The organism is Nostoc sp. CHAB 5836, from assembly GCF_020829445.1.
Taxonomy (GTDB): domain Bacteria; phylum Cyanobacteriota; class Cyanobacteriia; order Cyanobacteriales; family Nostocaceae; genus Nostoc.
In genome coordinates this window covers 1-16,578 of the sequence record NZ_JAIVFV010000062.1, presented here as the reverse complement: position 1 = coordinate 16,578, position 16,578 = coordinate 1, and the positions used below count along the sequence as shown (strand labels likewise).

15 protein-coding genes are annotated in these 16,578 nt (G+C 41.9%); 8 read left to right on the top strand and 7 right to left on the bottom strand.

Annotated features, from left to right (window positions below; genetic code table 11):
- Positions 1 to 425 precede the first annotated feature (425 nt).
- Together LC605_RS14545 and rnc are read left to right on the top strand one after the other, a co-directional pair.
- Positions 426 to 1,226 carry an NYN domain-containing protein gene (locus tag LC605_RS14545; protein ID WP_229548235.1) on the top strand — a complete coding sequence of 267 codons (801 nt, stop codon included), beginning with the start codon at positions 426 to 428 and terminating at the stop codon, positions 1,224 to 1,226.
- Positions 1,227 to 1,361: 135 nt separating this feature from the next.
- A complete protein-coding gene (gene rnc / locus LC605_RS14540) occupies positions 1,362 to 2,048 on the top strand; it encodes a ribonuclease III (protein ID WP_229548252.1) in 687 nt (228 codons plus the stop codon).
- A gap of 441 nt (positions 2,049 to 2,489) precedes the next feature.
- Here rnc and LC605_RS14535 read toward each other — a convergent pair whose 3' ends face one another.
- From LC605_RS14535 to LC605_RS14525, 3 genes are all read right to left on the bottom strand, one after another.
- Positions 2,490 to 3,935, bottom strand: a complete 1,446-nt coding sequence (locus LC605_RS14535; RefSeq protein WP_229548234.1) for a sorbosone dehydrogenase family protein — start codon at positions 3,933 to 3,935, stop codon at positions 2,490 to 2,492.
- 252 nt (positions 3,936 to 4,187) lie between these two features.
- Complete coding sequence (locus tag LC605_RS14530; protein ID WP_229548233.1) at positions 4,188 to 4,994, bottom strand: pentapeptide repeat-containing protein; 807 nt, start codon at positions 4,992 to 4,994, stop codon at positions 4,188 to 4,190.
- Positions 4,995 to 5,004: 10 nt separating this feature from the next.
- Positions 5,005 to 5,646, bottom strand: coding sequence for a hypothetical protein (locus tag LC605_RS14525; RefSeq protein ID WP_229548232.1), 642 nt, complete (start codon positions 5,644 to 5,646; stop codon positions 5,005 to 5,007).
- Positions 5,647 to 6,401: 755 nt separating this feature from the next.
- Between LC605_RS14525 and LC605_RS14520 the strand changes: the two genes are divergently transcribed.
- Positions 6,402 to 6,752, top strand: a complete 351-nt coding sequence (locus LC605_RS14520) for a YtxH domain-containing protein (RefSeq protein ID WP_229548231.1) — start codon at positions 6,402 to 6,404, stop codon at positions 6,750 to 6,752.
- An 11-nt stretch (positions 6,753 to 6,763) separates the two neighbouring features.
- Positions 6,764 to 7,303 (top strand): DUF948 domain-containing protein, encoded by a 540-nt coding sequence (locus tag LC605_RS14515; protein WP_229548230.1) that lies wholly within the window; start codon positions 6,764 to 6,766, stop codon positions 7,301 to 7,303.
- Between the two features lie 8 nt (positions 7,304 to 7,311).
- On the opposite strand, the gene LC605_RS14510 is transcribed toward LC605_RS14515, so the two are convergent.
- Positions 7,312 to 7,473 (bottom strand): hypothetical protein, encoded by a 162-nt coding sequence (locus LC605_RS14510; RefSeq protein ID WP_229548229.1) that lies wholly within the window; start codon positions 7,471 to 7,473, stop codon positions 7,312 to 7,314.
- A gap of 131 nt (positions 7,474 to 7,604) precedes the next feature.
- On the opposite strand from LC605_RS14510, the gene LC605_RS14505 reads away from it, so the two are divergent.
- The 3 genes from LC605_RS14505 to LC605_RS14495 all read left to right on the top strand — a co-directional run bounded on the left by LC605_RS14505 (position 7,605) and on the right by LC605_RS14495 (position 11,360).
- Positions 7,605 to 8,414 (top strand): TPM domain-containing protein, encoded by an 810-nt coding sequence (locus tag LC605_RS14505; protein ID WP_229548228.1) that lies wholly within the window; start codon positions 7,605 to 7,607, stop codon positions 8,412 to 8,414.
- A 665-nt stretch (positions 8,415 to 9,079) separates the two neighbouring features.
- Entirely contained in the window at positions 9,080 to 9,709 is a 630-nt protein-coding gene (locus tag LC605_RS14500) for a precorrin-8X methylmutase (RefSeq protein WP_229548227.1), read from the top strand.
- Positions 9,710 to 9,938: 229 nt separating this feature from the next.
- A complete protein-coding gene (locus LC605_RS14495; RefSeq protein WP_229548226.1) occupies positions 9,939 to 11,360 on the top strand; it encodes a right-handed parallel beta-helix repeat-containing protein in 1,422 nt (473 codons plus the stop codon).
- Between the two features lie 434 nt (positions 11,361 to 11,794).
- On the opposite strand, the gene LC605_RS14490 is transcribed toward LC605_RS14495, so the two are convergent.
- The 3 genes from LC605_RS14490 to LC605_RS14480 all read right to left on the bottom strand — a co-directional run bounded on the left by LC605_RS14490 (position 11,795) and on the right by LC605_RS14480 (position 14,678).
- Positions 11,795 to 12,484 carry a phosphate ABC transporter permease gene (locus tag LC605_RS14490; protein WP_229548225.1) on the bottom strand — a complete coding sequence of 230 codons (690 nt, stop codon included), beginning with the start codon at positions 12,482 to 12,484 and terminating at the stop codon, positions 11,795 to 11,797.
- A 39-nt stretch (positions 12,485 to 12,523) separates the two neighbouring features.
- Complete coding sequence (gene dapB, locus LC605_RS14485) at positions 12,524 to 13,360, bottom strand: 4-hydroxy-tetrahydrodipicolinate reductase (RefSeq protein WP_229548224.1); 837 nt, start codon at positions 13,358 to 13,360, stop codon at positions 12,524 to 12,526.
- A gap of 154 nt (positions 13,361 to 13,514) precedes the next feature.
- A complete protein-coding gene (locus LC605_RS14480; RefSeq protein ID WP_229548223.1) occupies positions 13,515 to 14,678 on the bottom strand; it encodes a transposase in 1,164 nt (387 codons plus the stop codon).
- Between the two features lie 264 nt (positions 14,679 to 14,942).
- Here LC605_RS14480 and LC605_RS14475 point away from each other — a divergent pair, with 264 nt between their 5' ends.
- Positions 14,943 to 16,244, top strand: coding sequence for a hypothetical protein (locus tag LC605_RS14475; RefSeq protein ID WP_229548222.1), 1,302 nt, complete (start codon positions 14,943 to 14,945; stop codon positions 16,242 to 16,244).
- The last annotated feature ends 334 nt before the right edge of the window (positions 16,245 to 16,578 follow it).

The following is a 16,578-nucleotide window of genomic DNA, read 5'->3' as shown; positions in this document are numbered from 1 at the left end:
TGAATAAGTATATTGACAATCCAGAGTCATTTATGTAACTCTGTACATAAGACAGAACAAACAACCGCACTCTAAAACGTAGGTTTTTGGTGGCTGTCTCAGCAGCAGAATTCCTAGTTTCCTGCCGAGCTTCGTGTTGTTCCTTCGGCTGAATATTCAGTCTAATGTCAGGTCAACTGATTGACTAGACTTTCAATGGGATGACAAGATGTTTGGATGAATATTCAGGGGAAGGTATGACGCGAAACTTGCTAGGAAACTGGGAGTTCTACTGCTGAGACTTGAACCAAACGAAAGCGACCGTAAAAGCTTTATCGCAGGGTAGTACTTTTTGAGTACAAATTCCTCGTATAAAGATCTGCTACTGCTAGATGTGTAATTTGTTTAAGCTGTCCAGTTCACCAACGAATTCTGGACATATTACAATGCCACACGCTAATCAATCTTCCAAAAAACAAACAAGCCAACAGAAAAATTCTATCGGTATTTTTGCCGATATTCAAAACGTCTCTTCAATCAAAGGAAAGGGTCATTTTTTGCTAGAATTTGCCCAATCCAAGGGGCATATAAGCTGTCAAAATGTCTACTATAATTCACACTACATAAACCAAGTTTGTACCAAAAATGAGCTAGAAATTCTTGGGATGAAGGGTGTTGATGTTCCTGATAATTCAAAGAATAGTGCAGATTATAGATTGATAAATGACTGTATTAATTGGGTCGCCTTTAATGCTTCTGTTAATATAATTATCCTGATGTTAGGAGACAGGGACTATGCTGGCTTAATTTGCATTTTAAAGGCTTTAGGTAAAAAAGTGATCATTTTTGCTCAAAGAGGTAGTACCAGTCCAAAGCTGATTAAATTAGTTGGTAATGATAACTTCTACTTTGTAGATGAATTACCTCAGCTAGTTGACAATAGCAATAAAACTCAACCTCAAAACACGGCTCTTGCGCCTCAGATTAATTACAATGAGGCAATAGAGTATCTAACTGAAGCTATCAACACTGCCTTAAGTCAAGGTAAGCCTACCGTATTTGGTCGCATTGATAGATTGATGCGTCAACGTTGTGCTAGCTATCAAGGATGCTCATCTATTTCTACAGATGATGGCAAGAAATTTAAGAGTTTTAGCCAGTTTATTGATGCTGCTGTCAAGGATGGTAAAGTTCAAAAGCAAGGTCAGAAATTGTTTTTAGTTGAGTTGGACAAACTAGCTGCTTAAGAGAGCTTTTAAAAACCCAGTTCAAAAAAACTGGGTTTTACAAAAACCGCAACCTGCGGTTTTTTCATGTCTAATGACAATCACACTTGTAAGGTTTCCCAACAGTCAATTTCTGCGATAAAACACAAGATAAAAATGCACCAACTTCTAATATTCCATGATGAAAAACTTTTACGCCGTGCGCTTACTCACCGTTCTTATGTCCACGAAAACCCCGGAGAAGGCGAACATAATGAACGCCTAGAATTCCTTGGTGATGCTTTGCTGAATTTTTTAAGTGGCGAATATCTCTATGGTCGTCATGCAGAAATGGGAGAAGATGAATTAACCCGACGGCGTTCGGCGCTAGTAGATGAAAAGCAATTAGCAAAGTTTGCTGAACAGATAGGTTTGGATTTTAGGATGCGGTTAGGAAAAGGTGCTATTCGAGATGGAGGCTACCAAAATCCTAATTTGATCAGTAGCACCTTTGAAGCAGTGCTTGGTGCTTACTATTTAGATAATGATTCCAATATTGAAGCAGTTCGCGCAATTATAGAACCACTATTTGATTCTGTAGATCCTAAGCATATAATTGTATCTCGTTCTAATGTAGACTCAAAAAACCGCTTTCAAGAATGGGTGCAACGCAACGTTACTCCAAATCCACCCAAATATTTCACAGAACAAATAGGAGGCCCTTCTCATGCGCCAGAATTCATCGCCAAAGTATTGGTAGATGGAAAAATTTACGGCGAAGGTAAGGGACGCAACAAAAAAGATGCAGAAAAAGCTGCTGCTGAAGATGCGCTAGCTAAGTTGAAACAACAAGGTTTGTTATAGGGAAATACACTTGGGTTAAGCATTTCTTTGTTCTCTTTCTTTGCGTTCTTCTCTAAGAGGATGTTTTAAAAGTATTAGGCGAATATAATTCGCTACTACACAAACTAAGTCCACCTGCGTGGACTAATACAAAATCAAGGTTTTTAACCTGCGTAGGCAGGTTTTGTTTGTGTAGCCGCGACTTCTAGTCGCCCGGCGAGTAATAAATTAGACTTTTAAAACATCCTCCAAGAAGATGTTTTAAAAGTATTTCACTGTGACTTTAGACACTTTTAGATCCCCCCTAGCCCACGCCAGTCGCTCCACTTGGGGAGACCCCAAGACCGCGCTGGCTCCCCTTAAAAAGGGGGGAAGCAGAATTAAAGTCGATTTTTCACCGGAACTTTTGAAATCCTGTGAACGGTTACCCAGATTTTGGTTCCCATTGTTTACGATCTTGATTTACTTAGTGGGCATAGTGACTTCCCAAATTCCTTGATTTCCACTGTATTCCAGAACATAAATCTTATTGCCGATAATCTCAGCATCAATGGGATTATTAAAACCTTTGACAATCCGCGTAGCGTTAAATTTATAGTTGGTAGTTCCTACTTTAGTTAAATTTAAATGCACTAGGTCTTGGCTGGGATCTTTAAAAGGGCCTATTAGTGTTTCACCAGTGGGGTCGCCTGATGACCAACTTAATACGAATCCATCTCTGTTGAATTCTGGACTCATTACTCCTCCTGTATCAAAAACTAAGCCTAAAGGGGAACGGTGCGCTGTAAAACTGCTCAAACTTTGCCCAAGATCACTAGCGTCTTTGACTTTACCATCTAGAGGATCGCGGTAACTGTCTGCGTCCGGGCCAAAATTAGGAATTGGTTCAATCAAATTTCGAGGTCGAACAGGAAAGGTTGGATCATTACGATAGTAGCCGTTTTGGACAGCGTTAAATCTAGGGTCTAACAGTGGGTCATTGGCAGGATCATAATTGGGAAATTGTTGTGGATTGTCTGTCCCACCAATACGCCAGGGAAAGCCGTAATTACCACCGAGACGTAGCCAATTTAATTCTTCTGACATATCGCGATCGGGGCCATTTTCTGTGCCAAATAAATCCCCATTTGGTGCAAAAGCCATATCAAAAGTATTGCGTATTCCTTCTGCAAAAATATAGCCAGATGTCTTTAAGATTGCTCGATTGTTTGGAAGAAAGAGATTTTTGCCATTAGTAGGAAGCCGGAGTATACAGGCGGTTAATCCGACTTCGCGAGTATTGGGATATAGACCATTAGCAGACTGAACTTCACCATGATCCGTACGAGAACCGCTATTTACATAGATAAAGTTACCATCCGGACTAACAACCACGCCATTAAAGCGATGGTCATAGGCTGTCTTGCTTTTGGGATAGCCTGCACTTTTAGCTAAGATAGACCAGATACGCTGTCCTGTACCCGAATTAATTACGCCTTTAACAATAATTCCTTTGGTCTGTTTATTTGCAAGGTCTGCATTGCCAACTACATAAATTGTACCATCAGGGCCAATGGCCATACCTTGAGCTTCGCGTAGATTATGATTACTAGAATTGTACACAAGTGTCCTAGTAGATAAGCCTAAGTTGACTTGATAAATATCACCATTTCGTTTGAGGTAATAGAGGGTATTGTTTCGTGGAGCTTTTGCAATCCGAACAGAAGAAGAGACTGATGATGTATTGACAATCTTGCGAATCTTAATATCAGGACGCAGGCTTTTAGGTGCAGCATTTACTTCAGTAATGCCATGATTTAATACAACTATTGTAAGTAACAGTGTTTTCGCTATAAAAAAGCACAGTTGTAGACCAAAGTTAGCGACCAATCTGGGTTTAACTTGGTTGGAGGATTTAGTGTTATTCATTATTCTCTTTATAAAATAATCAGATGATTTTGTTGCTAAATCTTGTTGGTGATGCCAAAAAAATTCCTGTAGTTCAACTCTTTTGAAAAGGATTTGCCTTCATCCCCCAACCCCTTCTCCCATATCTGGGATTCGGGGAGCTAGAATTTCAAAGTCCCTCGGACAGATCTGGGAGAGGGATTTAGGGTGAGGGCGAAAACTACGGTTCTCAACTTAGATGAGGTTTAGATGTCAATTACTTTTTACTGTTAACTAATCGTGCTTTGAACCGTCAGGCATAATTGCCTCATGAAGGTTTACACCACTGAGGTTAGCTCCTCTAAGGTCGGCTCCTCTGAGGTTAGCTCGTCTGAGATTCGCTCCTGCCAAATTCGCGCTTCTAAGGTTAGTCCAACTTAAATCAGTTTGACTTAAGTCAGCTTCACTGAGGTTAGCCCGCAGTAGGTAAGCACCAGTGAGGTGAGCCTTGTTCAGATTGGCTTTGTATAAGTCAGTTTTATAAAGATAAGCCCCCAATACTTCCGCCTCGTACAAACTTGCTTCGCTAAGGTCAGCCGCAATCAAGTTAGCCTCAATGAGGTTGGCAAAAGAGAGATTAGTCCGCATCAGCTTCGCTGCACCCAAATCGGCGTCTCTCAAGTTAGCGCCTCTTAAGTCAGTGCCAATCAGATTAGCATCCGCGATCGCAGCCCCTCTCAGATCCACCTGACTCAAATCAGCTCCAATCAAATTGGCATGACTTAAATCTGCCTGGGTAAGTATAGCACCACTCAAGTTAGCAACACTGAAGTTAGCCGCGCTCAGGTTAGCTTCAATGAGGAAAGCTTTGTAGAGGTTGGCACTACTGAGGTCAGCACCACTGAGGTTTGCTCGCACGAGTAAAGCATTACTCAAATTTACCCTTCTCAAGTTTACCCCCTGGAGGTTTGCGCCTCTGAGGTTATCGCCTTGCAGATTGGCGGCGCCGAGGTCTGGCTCAATCTGGGGGTTTTTGTTTCTCCACTCAATCCATCTAACTGCACCTGCTTTGAGTAAAGCTAGATGCTCTCGATTTGCCATTTTCTCTCCTTTACTCCTGACGCCCACCCAGAGGATTTACCCGACCAGCAACACTTTCAATGGCCGTTAATGCTCCCGCCGCACCTGCGAGAATATCCTGTTCTTGCCCACCTAAGTAAAGCCGTCCAAAGCTACCTACAGCTTGAACTTCAAGAATATTAATCCTCGCCGCTTTCTCCGCTTCATTGGCAGCGAGTGCGGCGTAAGCAGCAGGCTCCACTTCTAATACATATAGTGTTTGTCCTGCTAGTAATAGCTGTCCCCGGCGCGTGCGATTAATCAGTTGGGTTTGATAAGCGTCGATGTTGCGGATAATCTGACTAGAAATAACACGCGGTTTGAGACATTCCTCTCTTTTGACTCCCAGTGCCGCCAAAATAGCTTGACCAGCAGCTCGCGTTTCCCCTTGGGAGCTAGAATGAACTTCCAATAGTCCGTATAGTCGTTCAACTACCTGCACTCCCGGACGGACAGAGGCAGATTTCAGGGCTATATCCGTAATCTTATTAATTTCTATACCAGGAGAGATTTCAATCCACAGTGATGTATCTCCTGGTAATGGTAAGAAGCCTTGGGCTACTGTTCCCATATATGCTGCATGTTGAGGTTGCAGGTTGTCGAGAAATACAAAACTGCGTAGTTCTATTCCCAAGAATTTGCTCTCCAGTCGTGAGGGTAAAAGTTATCTATTGCAAGATATAAGTAGGTCGGCGCAATTAAAGTTAACTGGCTAAGGCTGTCATTTGTCATTCGTCATTTGTCATTAGTAAGGGTTTTAAGTTTCGTAACATACTTGAGTTTTTTCGCACCAATGTACTTAAGCGCCTAACTTGACAATATATGGTATTGAGCAGCGCAAAATCCGTTTAATGTATCTACACCCGTGTGTCCAATCGCAATTATAAAAACCAATGCTTATTTAGAAGACCCTCGTGATCGTGGGATAAAATCTACTTTGATCACACAACCTAATTTTTGTTCAACACATCTGCTTGTAAACACCAATACTTTTTTACATTACCCCAGTTTTACCCCAAATTAGATTTTTACCCCCTGAGTTGCTTCCCAACTACTCTCATAAAAAAAGGGCTTGAAAGCCCTCTCCAAACCTCTCAGTATTGGCATCAGCGTGCCGTTAGGCAAGCCAAGAGAGGCTTTAAGTCTTGCTCCCCCTCTCTTCGAGACGCTTCGTGAACGGCAGGGTGCGCGAAGGTAGGGAAGGCGTTGGGGGTTAGATTTGAAAGAAAGTTGCACAGGGCGCTAAGTAATTAATACTTTTGATATTAATGAATAAAAGCAACAATTATGGCTGATATTTTGTCACGATAGATTAACTGGATAAAATCGGTTGAGTATTGCAAGGGGAGAAAACGCACCTAAAATGGGTGTAAGGAGAGAAACAACAAAATGTCTAATAACCGTTCTGGAGTATTTATTGGCGGTTTGATGCTGGGAGCTACCATCGGTGCTTTGACCGGTTTGCTTGTGGCTCCACGCACAGGGCGCGAAACGCGTAAAATTTTGAAAAAATCTGCCAATGCTATCCCAGAATTGGCAGAAGATTTATCCACAAGTGTGCAAATTCAGGCAGATCGTCTGTCTGCTAGCGCACTACGAAATTGGGATGAGACTTTAGATAGATTACGGGAAGCGATCGCAGCAGGTGCAGATGCCAGTCAGCGAGAAAGCCAAGTCTTGAAGCGACAAACATCTGTTGATGACCCAGATACCCTTACCCAACAATTAGAACGCTCATAAATGACACAACCGTGATTGACCCCCTGTTTTGGTTGGGACTTTCCTTACTTTTAGTCGCCACAAGCTTGACTGCGGTTTTAGTGGCGGCCATACCGGCTTTGCAGGAGTTAGCACGCGCTGCTCGCAGTGCAGAAAAGCTATTTGATACCCTCTCACGGGAGTTACCGCCCACTCTGGAAGCGATCCGCGTCACTGGCTTAGAAATCACTGACTTAACTGATGATGTCAGTGAAGGTGTAAAAAGTGCTAGTCAAGTCGTCAAACAAGTTGACCAAAGCCTTGATAGTGCAAGAAAACAGGCTCAAAATCTGCAAGTAGGTACACGTACCATTTTTGTTGGCGTGAAAGCTGCTTGGAGAAACTTCACACGCCAAAAACCCCCAAGGCGAATCAGCGATCGCACCCCAAGCAATGAAAAGCCACCACTAACGTTGCGAGAACGAGAAGTGCTAAGGCAAGAAAATCGCCGGATCAAAGCAGAAGTGTATCGTGCTAATGACGACTACAACGACCCTGCTAGCTGGGAAACCAATTTCGATGATCAAGAATAAAAAAAGCATTAGGCACTTGTACTGCCCTTAAGAGCGGGACGCACTCGCGTTCGACTACCTTCAGGAACCTCGAAGTCGAAATATTGGGCATGAGTTATTTCTCCCTCATCCCCCTCATCACCCTCATCCCCCTCATCCCCCTCATCCCCCTCATCCCCCTCATCACCCACTCCCCAAAAACGCTTTGCTTTGATCCCCTAGATTAGAGTAAAGTAAACAAGTGTAAAGAACTATCACTTTTCCAGTACTCTTTTAAAACAACTTGTTCACTTCTACCGTTGATATTTGTATAAAAACGTCCATGCAATCTTGTTTTTGGCGACGAATTCTGGTATCTATTGCAGTATTTTTGCTGGCTGGGTCAATTTGGGTGATGCATTCTCCCCCAGCACTGGCTTATGACAATCCTGAGTTACTCCCTGACACCTTTACTCCAGTTGTAGACTTAGCTAAATCTCTGCCTGTGCTGCAAGAAGAAAAGCTTGTCAAAGATTTAGAGCAGTTTGAAGCCGATACGGGCTGGAAACTGCGAGTATTGACCCAGTATGACCGCACTCCAGGTCGCGCAGTGATCAAATATTGGGGTTTGGATGACAAAAGCATTCTACTAGTTGCCGATTCTCGTGGCGGTAACATCCTCAGTTTTAGTATCGGCGATGCTGTTTATGAACTTTTACCCCGGAATTTTTGGATAGAACTGCAAACCCGCTTTGGTAATTTGTATTTTGTCCGCGAACAAGGCGAAGACCAAGCCATTCTCCAAGCCTTAGAATCAGTTAAGGGCTGTTTACTCAAGGGTGGTTGCAATGTTGTCCCCGGACTGCCACGAGAGCAGTGGATTCTCACCTTGATTACCTCAGTTATTGGTGGAGTGATTTGTGGATTTGCAGCTCAACCCCGCCAGAAAGGACAAGTTTTTGCTTGGCAATGGGCTTTAATTTTTTCACCTTTGTGGGGAATCTTGTTTATTGCCTTTGGTATTGGGCCAGTGGTGACACGCACAAGCGACTGGGTACCTCTAACTCGCAATATCTCAGGGTTTCTCATTGGCGTCTTGGTTGCCTACCTATCTCCTGTTTTCAGTCGGTCTTCTTCCAGTAATGAGTTATGACTACCGAAGATTTGAGTGGCCCAAGTCGCCACTCAAACTTCTTGCTGAGTTATGAGTTAAACGCCGTGTGCAACTTTACTCTCAAACCTAACCCCCAGCCCCTTCCCTACAAGGGAAGGGGAGCAAGAATCAAAGCCTCTCTTCGTGTCGGAGAGAGGAATGGAAGTGAGGTTTTAAGAATAAGTTGCACATCGCGTTAGTTAAGTGAACTACTCCGCCGTAAGACGGACGGAGCTTCCCAATTCATCGGCAATAGCCATCAATTACTCCGTAGTTTTTTTGGTCTTACATTCCCTCCAAGGGCAGGAGTCCTGGTTCCCAAGACCCAAATCTTTCTCTTCTCCCAAGGGGAGACGCCAAAGGCGATGCGACACATACCTATAAGAAAAGGTTTTCGCTTATGGCATTGGTGGTCAAGATGGCAAATATTTTACCAGAAAATTCTGGGGATTCGTCATCCATCCAGAATTTGTTTTTACTTGAGTTTTAAATCAATTCCAGATGTAATCCTCAACCCCCGCTCCCTATCCCCACAGAGATGAGTACATTGAAGGTGGGGACTTGGGCGACACGTTAAAAACTCCAAACTCCTAACTTCTAACTCCTAACTCCTAACTCTCTGAAGCTGATAAGCTGAAAGCTAATATTTGAGAAGCTCAACAAAAATGGAATGGCACGTAACTGATGCTCAAAGTTTAGCAATCATTGATAGTGAAATTGGTGATCATGTCTTTTCACCCGCAGAGTATGAGATTGTGCGTCGGGTAATCTACGCTACGGCTGACTTTGAGTATAAGTCTTTGATTCGCTTTTCTGAGCGTGCCTTGCAAGCTGGAGCAGCAGCATTAGCCGCGCGTACCACGATTGTGGTAGATGTGCCGATGGTACAAGTAGGTATTGCTTACGACATTCAAAACACTTTTGCTAATCCGATGTATTGCAGCATGGAAGCTCTAACACGCCCCCAAAAAGAAAAAACTCGCGCCGCATGGGGAATAGAAACTTTTGCAAAGCGTTATCCAGAGGGCATTTTTGTGGTGGGTCAAGCGCAAACAGCACTGACAGCACTGGTGGATTTAATTGAAGCTGAGGAAATTAGACCTGCTTTAATAATTGCGACTCCAGCGAGATTTGTAAATGTTGATGAAGCTAAGGAGCGCTTACAAGACTCTCTAGTGCCTCATATTACAATTGACAGTCGCAAGGGTAATGCAGTTGTAGCAGCTGCGATCGTTGATGGATTGGTAGACTTGGCTTGGCAAGCCTATGGACAAGATGGTAATCGGGGGAGTTAAGTAGAGCGGCGCAAATAAAGCTAACTGGCTAAGGCTGTCATTTGTCACTTGTCCTTCGTCATTTATAAGGGTTTCAGGTGTATTTACGTTTCGTAACATAGTTTGATTTATTCTTGCCGACTTACTTAGGAAAGTCGGCTCTATTGTATTCTGTATCCAAAAGAGTATTCAAAATTACTGAATATCCTGATATTTTTGTTAAGTAGTGCCGATTAAGGAGCCTTTTCTTGTGGTAATTCCAGGTTTCAATTTAAGCGCATATCTTGCAATCCCCGTGGTATTAAGTCTTTTGACTGAGGGAGAAAGGATAAAAGTATCTTTAATGAAAAACGTCCGTCAGGTATCCACTGATAATCAGGAAATCATCCTATCCAGTAGCAAGGTCATCAGCACTAAAGCGACTCCGAAAACATACTATGTTAGTGGTAGTGGAAAGGACAAAAATAGTGGAGTTTCTTCCTCATCCCCTTTTAGGACTATTCAAAAGGCGGCAAATCTGACGAAGCCTGGGGATACCGTACTGATTATGAATGGAGTATATACGAATGCAAGACCGAATGGAGATGTCTTATTGATTACTCGCTCTGGAAATGCAAATGCGTGGATTAAATATAAAGCATATCCGGGACATTTCCCAAAACTTAAGTCTAATGGATGGAATGGAGTTTTGATTCGAGATGGAGCGTCATATATTGAGGTAAATGGGCTTGAGGTAATAGGAAACAATGCCAATGTAACCCTTGATTATGCTATGAGTCAGAAGACTAAGAAACTCAACCCCCTGACAAATGGAAACTGCATTAGTGTTGATGGGCGAAGAAAGGGTCATACTCACCATATACGCATTGTCAACAACAATGTACACGATTGTGGGGGAGGAGGCATTGGAGCAATGGAATCAGACTATGTGACGATAGATAATAATGTAATATTCAATAATGGCTGGTACTCTGTCTACGCTTGCAGTGGCATTTCGTTTTTGCATAATTGGAACTCTGATAGCTACCAGGGATATAAAATGTTCGCAAGGAACAACAAGGTCTATAATAATCGGCAATACATTCCCTGGATTAAGACTGGAACTATTACGGATGGGAATGGCATTATTATCGATGATTCAAGAAGTACTCAGATCAAATCGCCGTGGGGTGTATATAAAGGACGTACTTTAGTTAAAAACAATCTGACATTTAATAATGGTGGTTCAGGCATTCATACATATTTAAGTGAACGTGTTGATATTGTAAATAATACAGCGTTTTTAAATAATCAAAGTCGAGAAATTACAGGTGGGCAAATATTTGCTAATGCGTCATCTGACGTGAAAATTTTAAATAATATTATGTATGCTTATCCTGACAAAAATGTTACCGTTAAATGGAAAAGTACAAACATTATTTATGACTATAATATATATGCCAATAGTTCTAATGCAAGTGTTAACGGGCCCAACGATATTGTTGCAAACTCGGAGTTTATAAGCAAGCATCCCATTTTGAAAAAAATAGCTGGCGATTGGAAATCACAGTTAAATAAACAAAATCCACCTATGGAAATTTATGTACAGCCTAAGTCAGGAGGTTTTGTTTGTGAGCCAGTGACCTATAAGTTGAAAGAGAAACTTATCAAAGTAGGATGCTCCCCTTCGTAATTCGTAATTCGTAATTCGTAATGATTAAGTCTTGATTTCTCGTTTTGTGTCCAGGTTTTTCCCCTCACTTCCATTCCTCTCCCCCACGGGGGGAGAGGCTTTGAAACCCAGTTTTAGTTTTTCTCTGCTTGTATGAAACCACCCTGCCTTTTTAAGAGGATGTTTGAAAAGTATTTGACTGTGACTTTAGACACTTTTAGATCCCCCCTAGCCCCCCTTAAAAAGGGGGGAACCGGAATTAAAGTCCCCTAATTTATCGGGGGATTTAGGGGGATCTAAAACGTTTTGCTACCAACAAGAGGACTTTTCAAACATCCTCTAAGGGGGGTTAGCGGGGATCTTCGAGTTTGAAAACACGCCCTAGCGCCAAGGAAGAAGCAACTGGCGCCTGACTGTGACCAACTATGAGTAACTTTAGATAAGAATTTGACGATTTAATCTAGCTCTTCTACTCGACGCCGCCGACGCGGTTTTTGTTGTTGGTCTCTACCTAAGCGCTGACCAACTTCGTTAAAGAAATCACGTCGCAGATACGGGTAATCACTGATCCACAGGTCACGATTGGGAAAGTATATATCGCTAAATTGTTCAATACTGCTCAAATCTGGGCGATTTGACATCACTACCATTTCTGCAATTTGACCGCGAGTAATAACTTTGTGAGCAGGACGTAATGGTGCTACAAACTCAATGGTAAATCCTGTTTCATCACCTAGCTCTAAGTTTATCTGTTTTTCTCGGTTTTCTATAATCACTAATTCGCCTTTGCTGTTGACTGTTTCGGTTTTACCCATCAACTGGTCTGTAATCCACCAATCTAGAACTCGACCACGGAAAAAGCCGCCGTACTTATAACGGCGACATTGCAAATTCCGCATACTTGCTTGAAACACTGGATACCACAGCCAAAAAAAAGCGCTAATTACCCCTAGCACAAATACTATTGAAGCAAACTCAAGCTTGAAAACGAATGTTACAAGCAAAATAACAACTACTGCAACTACAGAAATTAACAGCCGTTGCAAAAAATTTGAGAACTTACCCCAGTAGTACTTGTACTGTAAACCAGTGGCAATTAAGGGGACAACTTGTTCAAATTTCTGGCGAGTCAGTGGTACTAACATGAGTGCTGAGTGATGGATACTGGATAGTGTGTTTAAAGTTTAAAGTATTTTTTCTAATCCATATACTAACGACTTTAGCGCTAAGACTTTGCGAATCGCTAATAGCACTCCTGGCATATAACAAGCGCGATCGCTCGTATCATGTCGTAAAGTATAAATCTGTCCTGCTGCGCCAAAAATAACTTCCTGATGGGCAATCAATCCCGGCAAGCGGACGCTATGAATTCTAATCCCTTCCTGTGCTACACTCCCCCTCGCTCCTGGTAATTTCTCGGTTTCTTCTACAACAGCAGAGTTAAAAGTTTTACCCAATTCTCCTAATAACTGCGCTGTTTGAATGGCAGTACCACTGGGTGCATCAGCTTTTTGGTTATGATGCAGTTCGATAATTTCCACATGGTCAAAATATTGGGAGGCGACGATCGCAGCTTGTTGCAATAGCACCATACCAATGGAGAAGTTGGGAATAATTAAACAACCAGTGCTAGCTTTATCGGCAAAGTCTGCCAAGTCTTGAATTTGTTCTAGACTTAAACCAGTAGTGCCGACTACAGGACGAATACCGTAAGCGATCGCACTGCGAATATTGTCATAAACTGAATCAGGATGGGTAAAGTCTACAATCACTCCTGGAGGAGACTGTCTGTCGCCAGCCACATACCCCAACATCGGTTCTAATTGATTGGTAATTGGCACTTCTAGAGGTTCGCTTAAACCCGCTAATTCTCCAGCATCTTGATCTTGATATTCCAAACTGTGGTCAATTGCACCCACTAAGTTTAAGTCAGGCGCTTGGGCCACTGCCTTAACCACCTCACGGCCCATTTTGCCAGCAGCACCGTTGACAATAACCGGTATAGGAGCTTGATTCGTCATAGGTCGAGAAATACTTTTTGAGTCAATAAGCGAATTTTGACATACTCCCTGACCTGAAGGTACAGGGATTCTAATTCATGGTTCACAGAAATCCGCTTGCTATATCAAGTTTCCCATCAATAGTACTGGTGGTCTTCTCCCCATGCTTTCCCTCTTACGAGGCAGATTCTTCTTGCCCAGAAGTACTGTTTTGCCACTCCATCCCTAACATTTTCATTCCCTTTTTGAGGATATTAATCGCAGCATTTCTATCTCTACAAATTTCTATCCCACAGTTAGAACATGAATGAGTTCGGATGCTAAGTGACTTTTTTATTCTATGTCCACAATGGCTACAGTCCTGAGATGTGTAGTTAGGCGACACCGCGACAACTGCTTTATCCCAGATTTTTCCGTAGTAGTCTAGCCATTGAGTGAACTGATACCAACTAGCGTCAGAAATCGACTTAGCCAAATGGTGATTTTTGACCATGTTCCCAATCTTCAAATCCTCATAGACAATCACATCGTTAGAGTGAACCACGCATCGGGCTTGCTTTATAGCCCAATCTTTACGCTGCCTTTGGATTTTTAGATGAACTCTACCTAGTCGTTTCCGGCTTCGGTGATAATTGATTGACTGAGGTTTTTTACCTTTAACAAACTTCTTACTCAACCGCTTCTGAGCTTTTTTAAGTCTCCGTTCTGACTTTCTCAGAAATTGGGGATAAATTACAGCATTATCATTTTGGTCTTTGGTAAAATATTTTAACCCCAAGTCCAATCCAACAACGTTACCAGTGAATTCCCCAACTTCTTTACGGTCAGCATCAAAACAGAATTGAGCATGATACCCATCTGCTCTTCTGACTACTCGTACACGGTTAATCTTAAGTCTATGAAGGTCAACGCGCGTTTCTTTGTTGCAGAATAAAGACAATGTTCCAATTTGAAAACCATCAGTGAAATTGATGATCATGCAATCATCTGATAGTTTCCATCCCGAAACTTTGTACTCTACAGAACGACAATGTTTTTTAAATTTCGGATAACCTTTATTTTTCTCCTGCTTTTTGCAACGCTTATAAAAACTAGAAATAGCAGCCCAAGCTCTTTCGGCACTGGCTTGACGCGCAGCAGAGTTTAACTTGAAAGCAAAGTCAAATTCGGCTGCTAAATATGAGCACAGTTTATATAAGTCAGCTTTACCAACCCCTTGATTATCCATCCAATAGCGAACCGCTTTATTTCTAATAAACTGGGCAGTGCGAATTGCATCATCAATAGCTTGGTATTGTTCCTTAGATCCCTTTAGTAGTTTGGCTTCTCTTACTATCATCTGTATATTTTATTATTGAATATTGCAGATAAAATAATATTATATCGCGAATGCGATTCGTTTTTTCATGATTTTGCGTAAGAGGGTGTTTGTAACAGAGTTTTAGCCTTAACCCAAGCGTATTCAACTATGGAGTTCTCTTGGCTATTCCCGATGAATTGGGAGAGCTACGTCCGTCTTAGGTTGGGGTAGTTCACTATACGGAATGACTCAAGTATGGTTACACTACCGACATAGTAATCACTGTTGGTGGAATTCCGAGCAATGTATAGAAATGCTAAAATATTTACTGCTATTTTTCTGTTGGTGTTTTCTCTGGTTGTTTCTATCAACTTTGTTGCGATCGCTCAAAATAGTTCAAATGTCCCTTCTGTAAATTTTGCATCCTCTCCAACTTGTTCAGTTCCTTCGGCTCTGAGAACTGAACAAGTCATTGCTGATCATGTTGGGAACGAAGTTAAGATGGGCGATCGCATCAGGGTAAGAGTTAAAGGATTGTCAGCAGCAGCCACAAGTGCAACGCCTAAAGGCAATTCATTTGATCCTCGCCAATTAGTGTTGTACCTGAATGGCTATCAGCTAGAGAATCTCCACGGAGAACCAGTTAGCGTCATGGAGCAGGGTGAAGATCAAAAGACAACTCTTAATAATGATTGGTTAGCCTTTCAGCTTGAACGTAGTGGTGTATCTGAAACTGCATGGAATTCCCTGCTTGGTGGAACAATCAAATCCAGTATTAATGCGATCGTTGGAGTCGGCTGTCCTGGCAAAGTTGCTATTTTGGTGAGCGATCCTCTGTCACCTCCTCAATTAAAAATAGTTCTGTTTTCGTGGCGATTTTGGCTGTGTCTTCTTCTTGTTATAGCTCTTGTGTTGATATTTATTAGGTATGGTCGAGACAGTCTACGTAGTCCTGGAATCGAAGGAATTTACTCTAAAAAAGAAGTAATCAATGGTGAGGAAAAGTTGATTACAAAAGAGTTTATGCCTCGAAAGAAACAACGTTGGGGAATTGGTAAGTTTTTTCTGGGTTCAAAAGAAGAGTATAAAAATCCGTTCAGCCTATCGATAACTCAACTTGCTTTCTGGACATTTCTAATTTTTTCTGCTTACCTGATTATCTACGGCATCACAGGAGATTATACCAATATTCTCACTGGACAATCGCTTATTTTATTAGGAATTAACTCTGTCACTGCATTTGGTAGTTCCTTAATCGATGGGCGTGGTACTGAGAAAGAAAGAAAAGGTAGTCAAAGCATTTCTGAAGGGTTTTTCACGGATATATTATCGGATATTAATGGAGTAAACTTTCATCGGTTCCAAACATTTATTTGGACAGTTGCCATCGGACTATTCTTTGTTTGGGAAGTGATTAACAATCTCGCAATGCCGGAATTTGATGATACACTTCTGACACTACAAGGAATCAGTTCTGCAACATATCTTGGACTTAGAGGGCAAGAGCAGCATGGAATGACAAAAGATCCGGAATCTACATCTAAAGAAGGTAATTTATCAGGAGAAACGCCTCCACCAGAAGACGATCACACTGCCACTAAGTAGCTTGGCGCAATTAAAGTTAACTGGCTAAGGCTGTCATTTGTCATTCGTCATTTGTCATTAGTAAGGGTTTTAAGCTTATTTACGTTTCGTAACATACTTGAATTTTTTCGCACCAACGTACTTAATACTTTGTCAAGCTAGTTTTGAAGGTTTGTAGTAAGCACTTTAGTGCTTAAAAAATAAGGACTAAAGTCCTGACTACGAACTTTTAAGCTTCCTCGGTCTGAAGACGCGGGGATTTCTGAAGAGTCCACAAGTAGACTTTCTTAGGCATACTTAAAATGCCTCTACCTACTCCACTTAAGTCAAACTTAAATATCGCAGCTACTTTTCT

Coding starts and splice junctions, on each gene's coding strand:
- LC605_RS14520 (WP_229548231.1), top strand. CDS start 6,402: ATGTCTAATAACCGTTCTGGAGTATTTATTGGCGGTTTGATGCTGGGA.
- LC605_RS14505 (WP_229548228.1), top strand. CDS start 7,605: ATGCAATCTTGTTTTTGGCGACGAATTCTGGTATCTATTGCAGTATTT.
- LC605_RS14490 (WP_229548225.1), bottom strand. CDS start 12,484: ATGTTAGTACCACTGACTCGCCAGAAATTTGAACAAGTTGTCCCCTTA.
- LC605_RS14535 (WP_229548234.1), bottom strand. CDS start 3,935: ATGAATAACACTAAATCCTCCAACCAAGTTAAACCCAGATTGGTCGCT.
- LC605_RS14545 (WP_229548235.1), top strand. CDS start 426: ATGCCACACGCTAATCAATCTTCCAAAAAACAAACAAGCCAACAGAAA.
- dapB (WP_229548224.1), bottom strand. CDS start 13,360: ATGACGAATCAAGCTCCTATACCGGTTATTGTCAACGGTGCTGCTGGC.
- rnc (WP_229548252.1), top strand. CDS start 1,362: ATGCACCAACTTCTAATATTCCATGATGAAAAACTTTTACGCCGTGCG.
- LC605_RS14500 (WP_229548227.1), top strand. CDS start 9,080: ATGGAATGGCACGTAACTGATGCTCAAAGTTTAGCAATCATTGATAGT.
- LC605_RS14530 (WP_229548233.1), bottom strand. CDS start 4,994: ATGGCAAATCGAGAGCATCTAGCTTTACTCAAAGCAGGTGCAGTTAGA.
- LC605_RS14480 (WP_229548223.1), bottom strand. CDS start 14,678: ATGATAGTAAGAGAAGCCAAACTACTAAAGGGATCTAAGGAACAATAC.
- LC605_RS14475 (WP_229548222.1), top strand. CDS start 14,943: ATGTATAGAAATGCTAAAATATTTACTGCTATTTTTCTGTTGGTGTTT.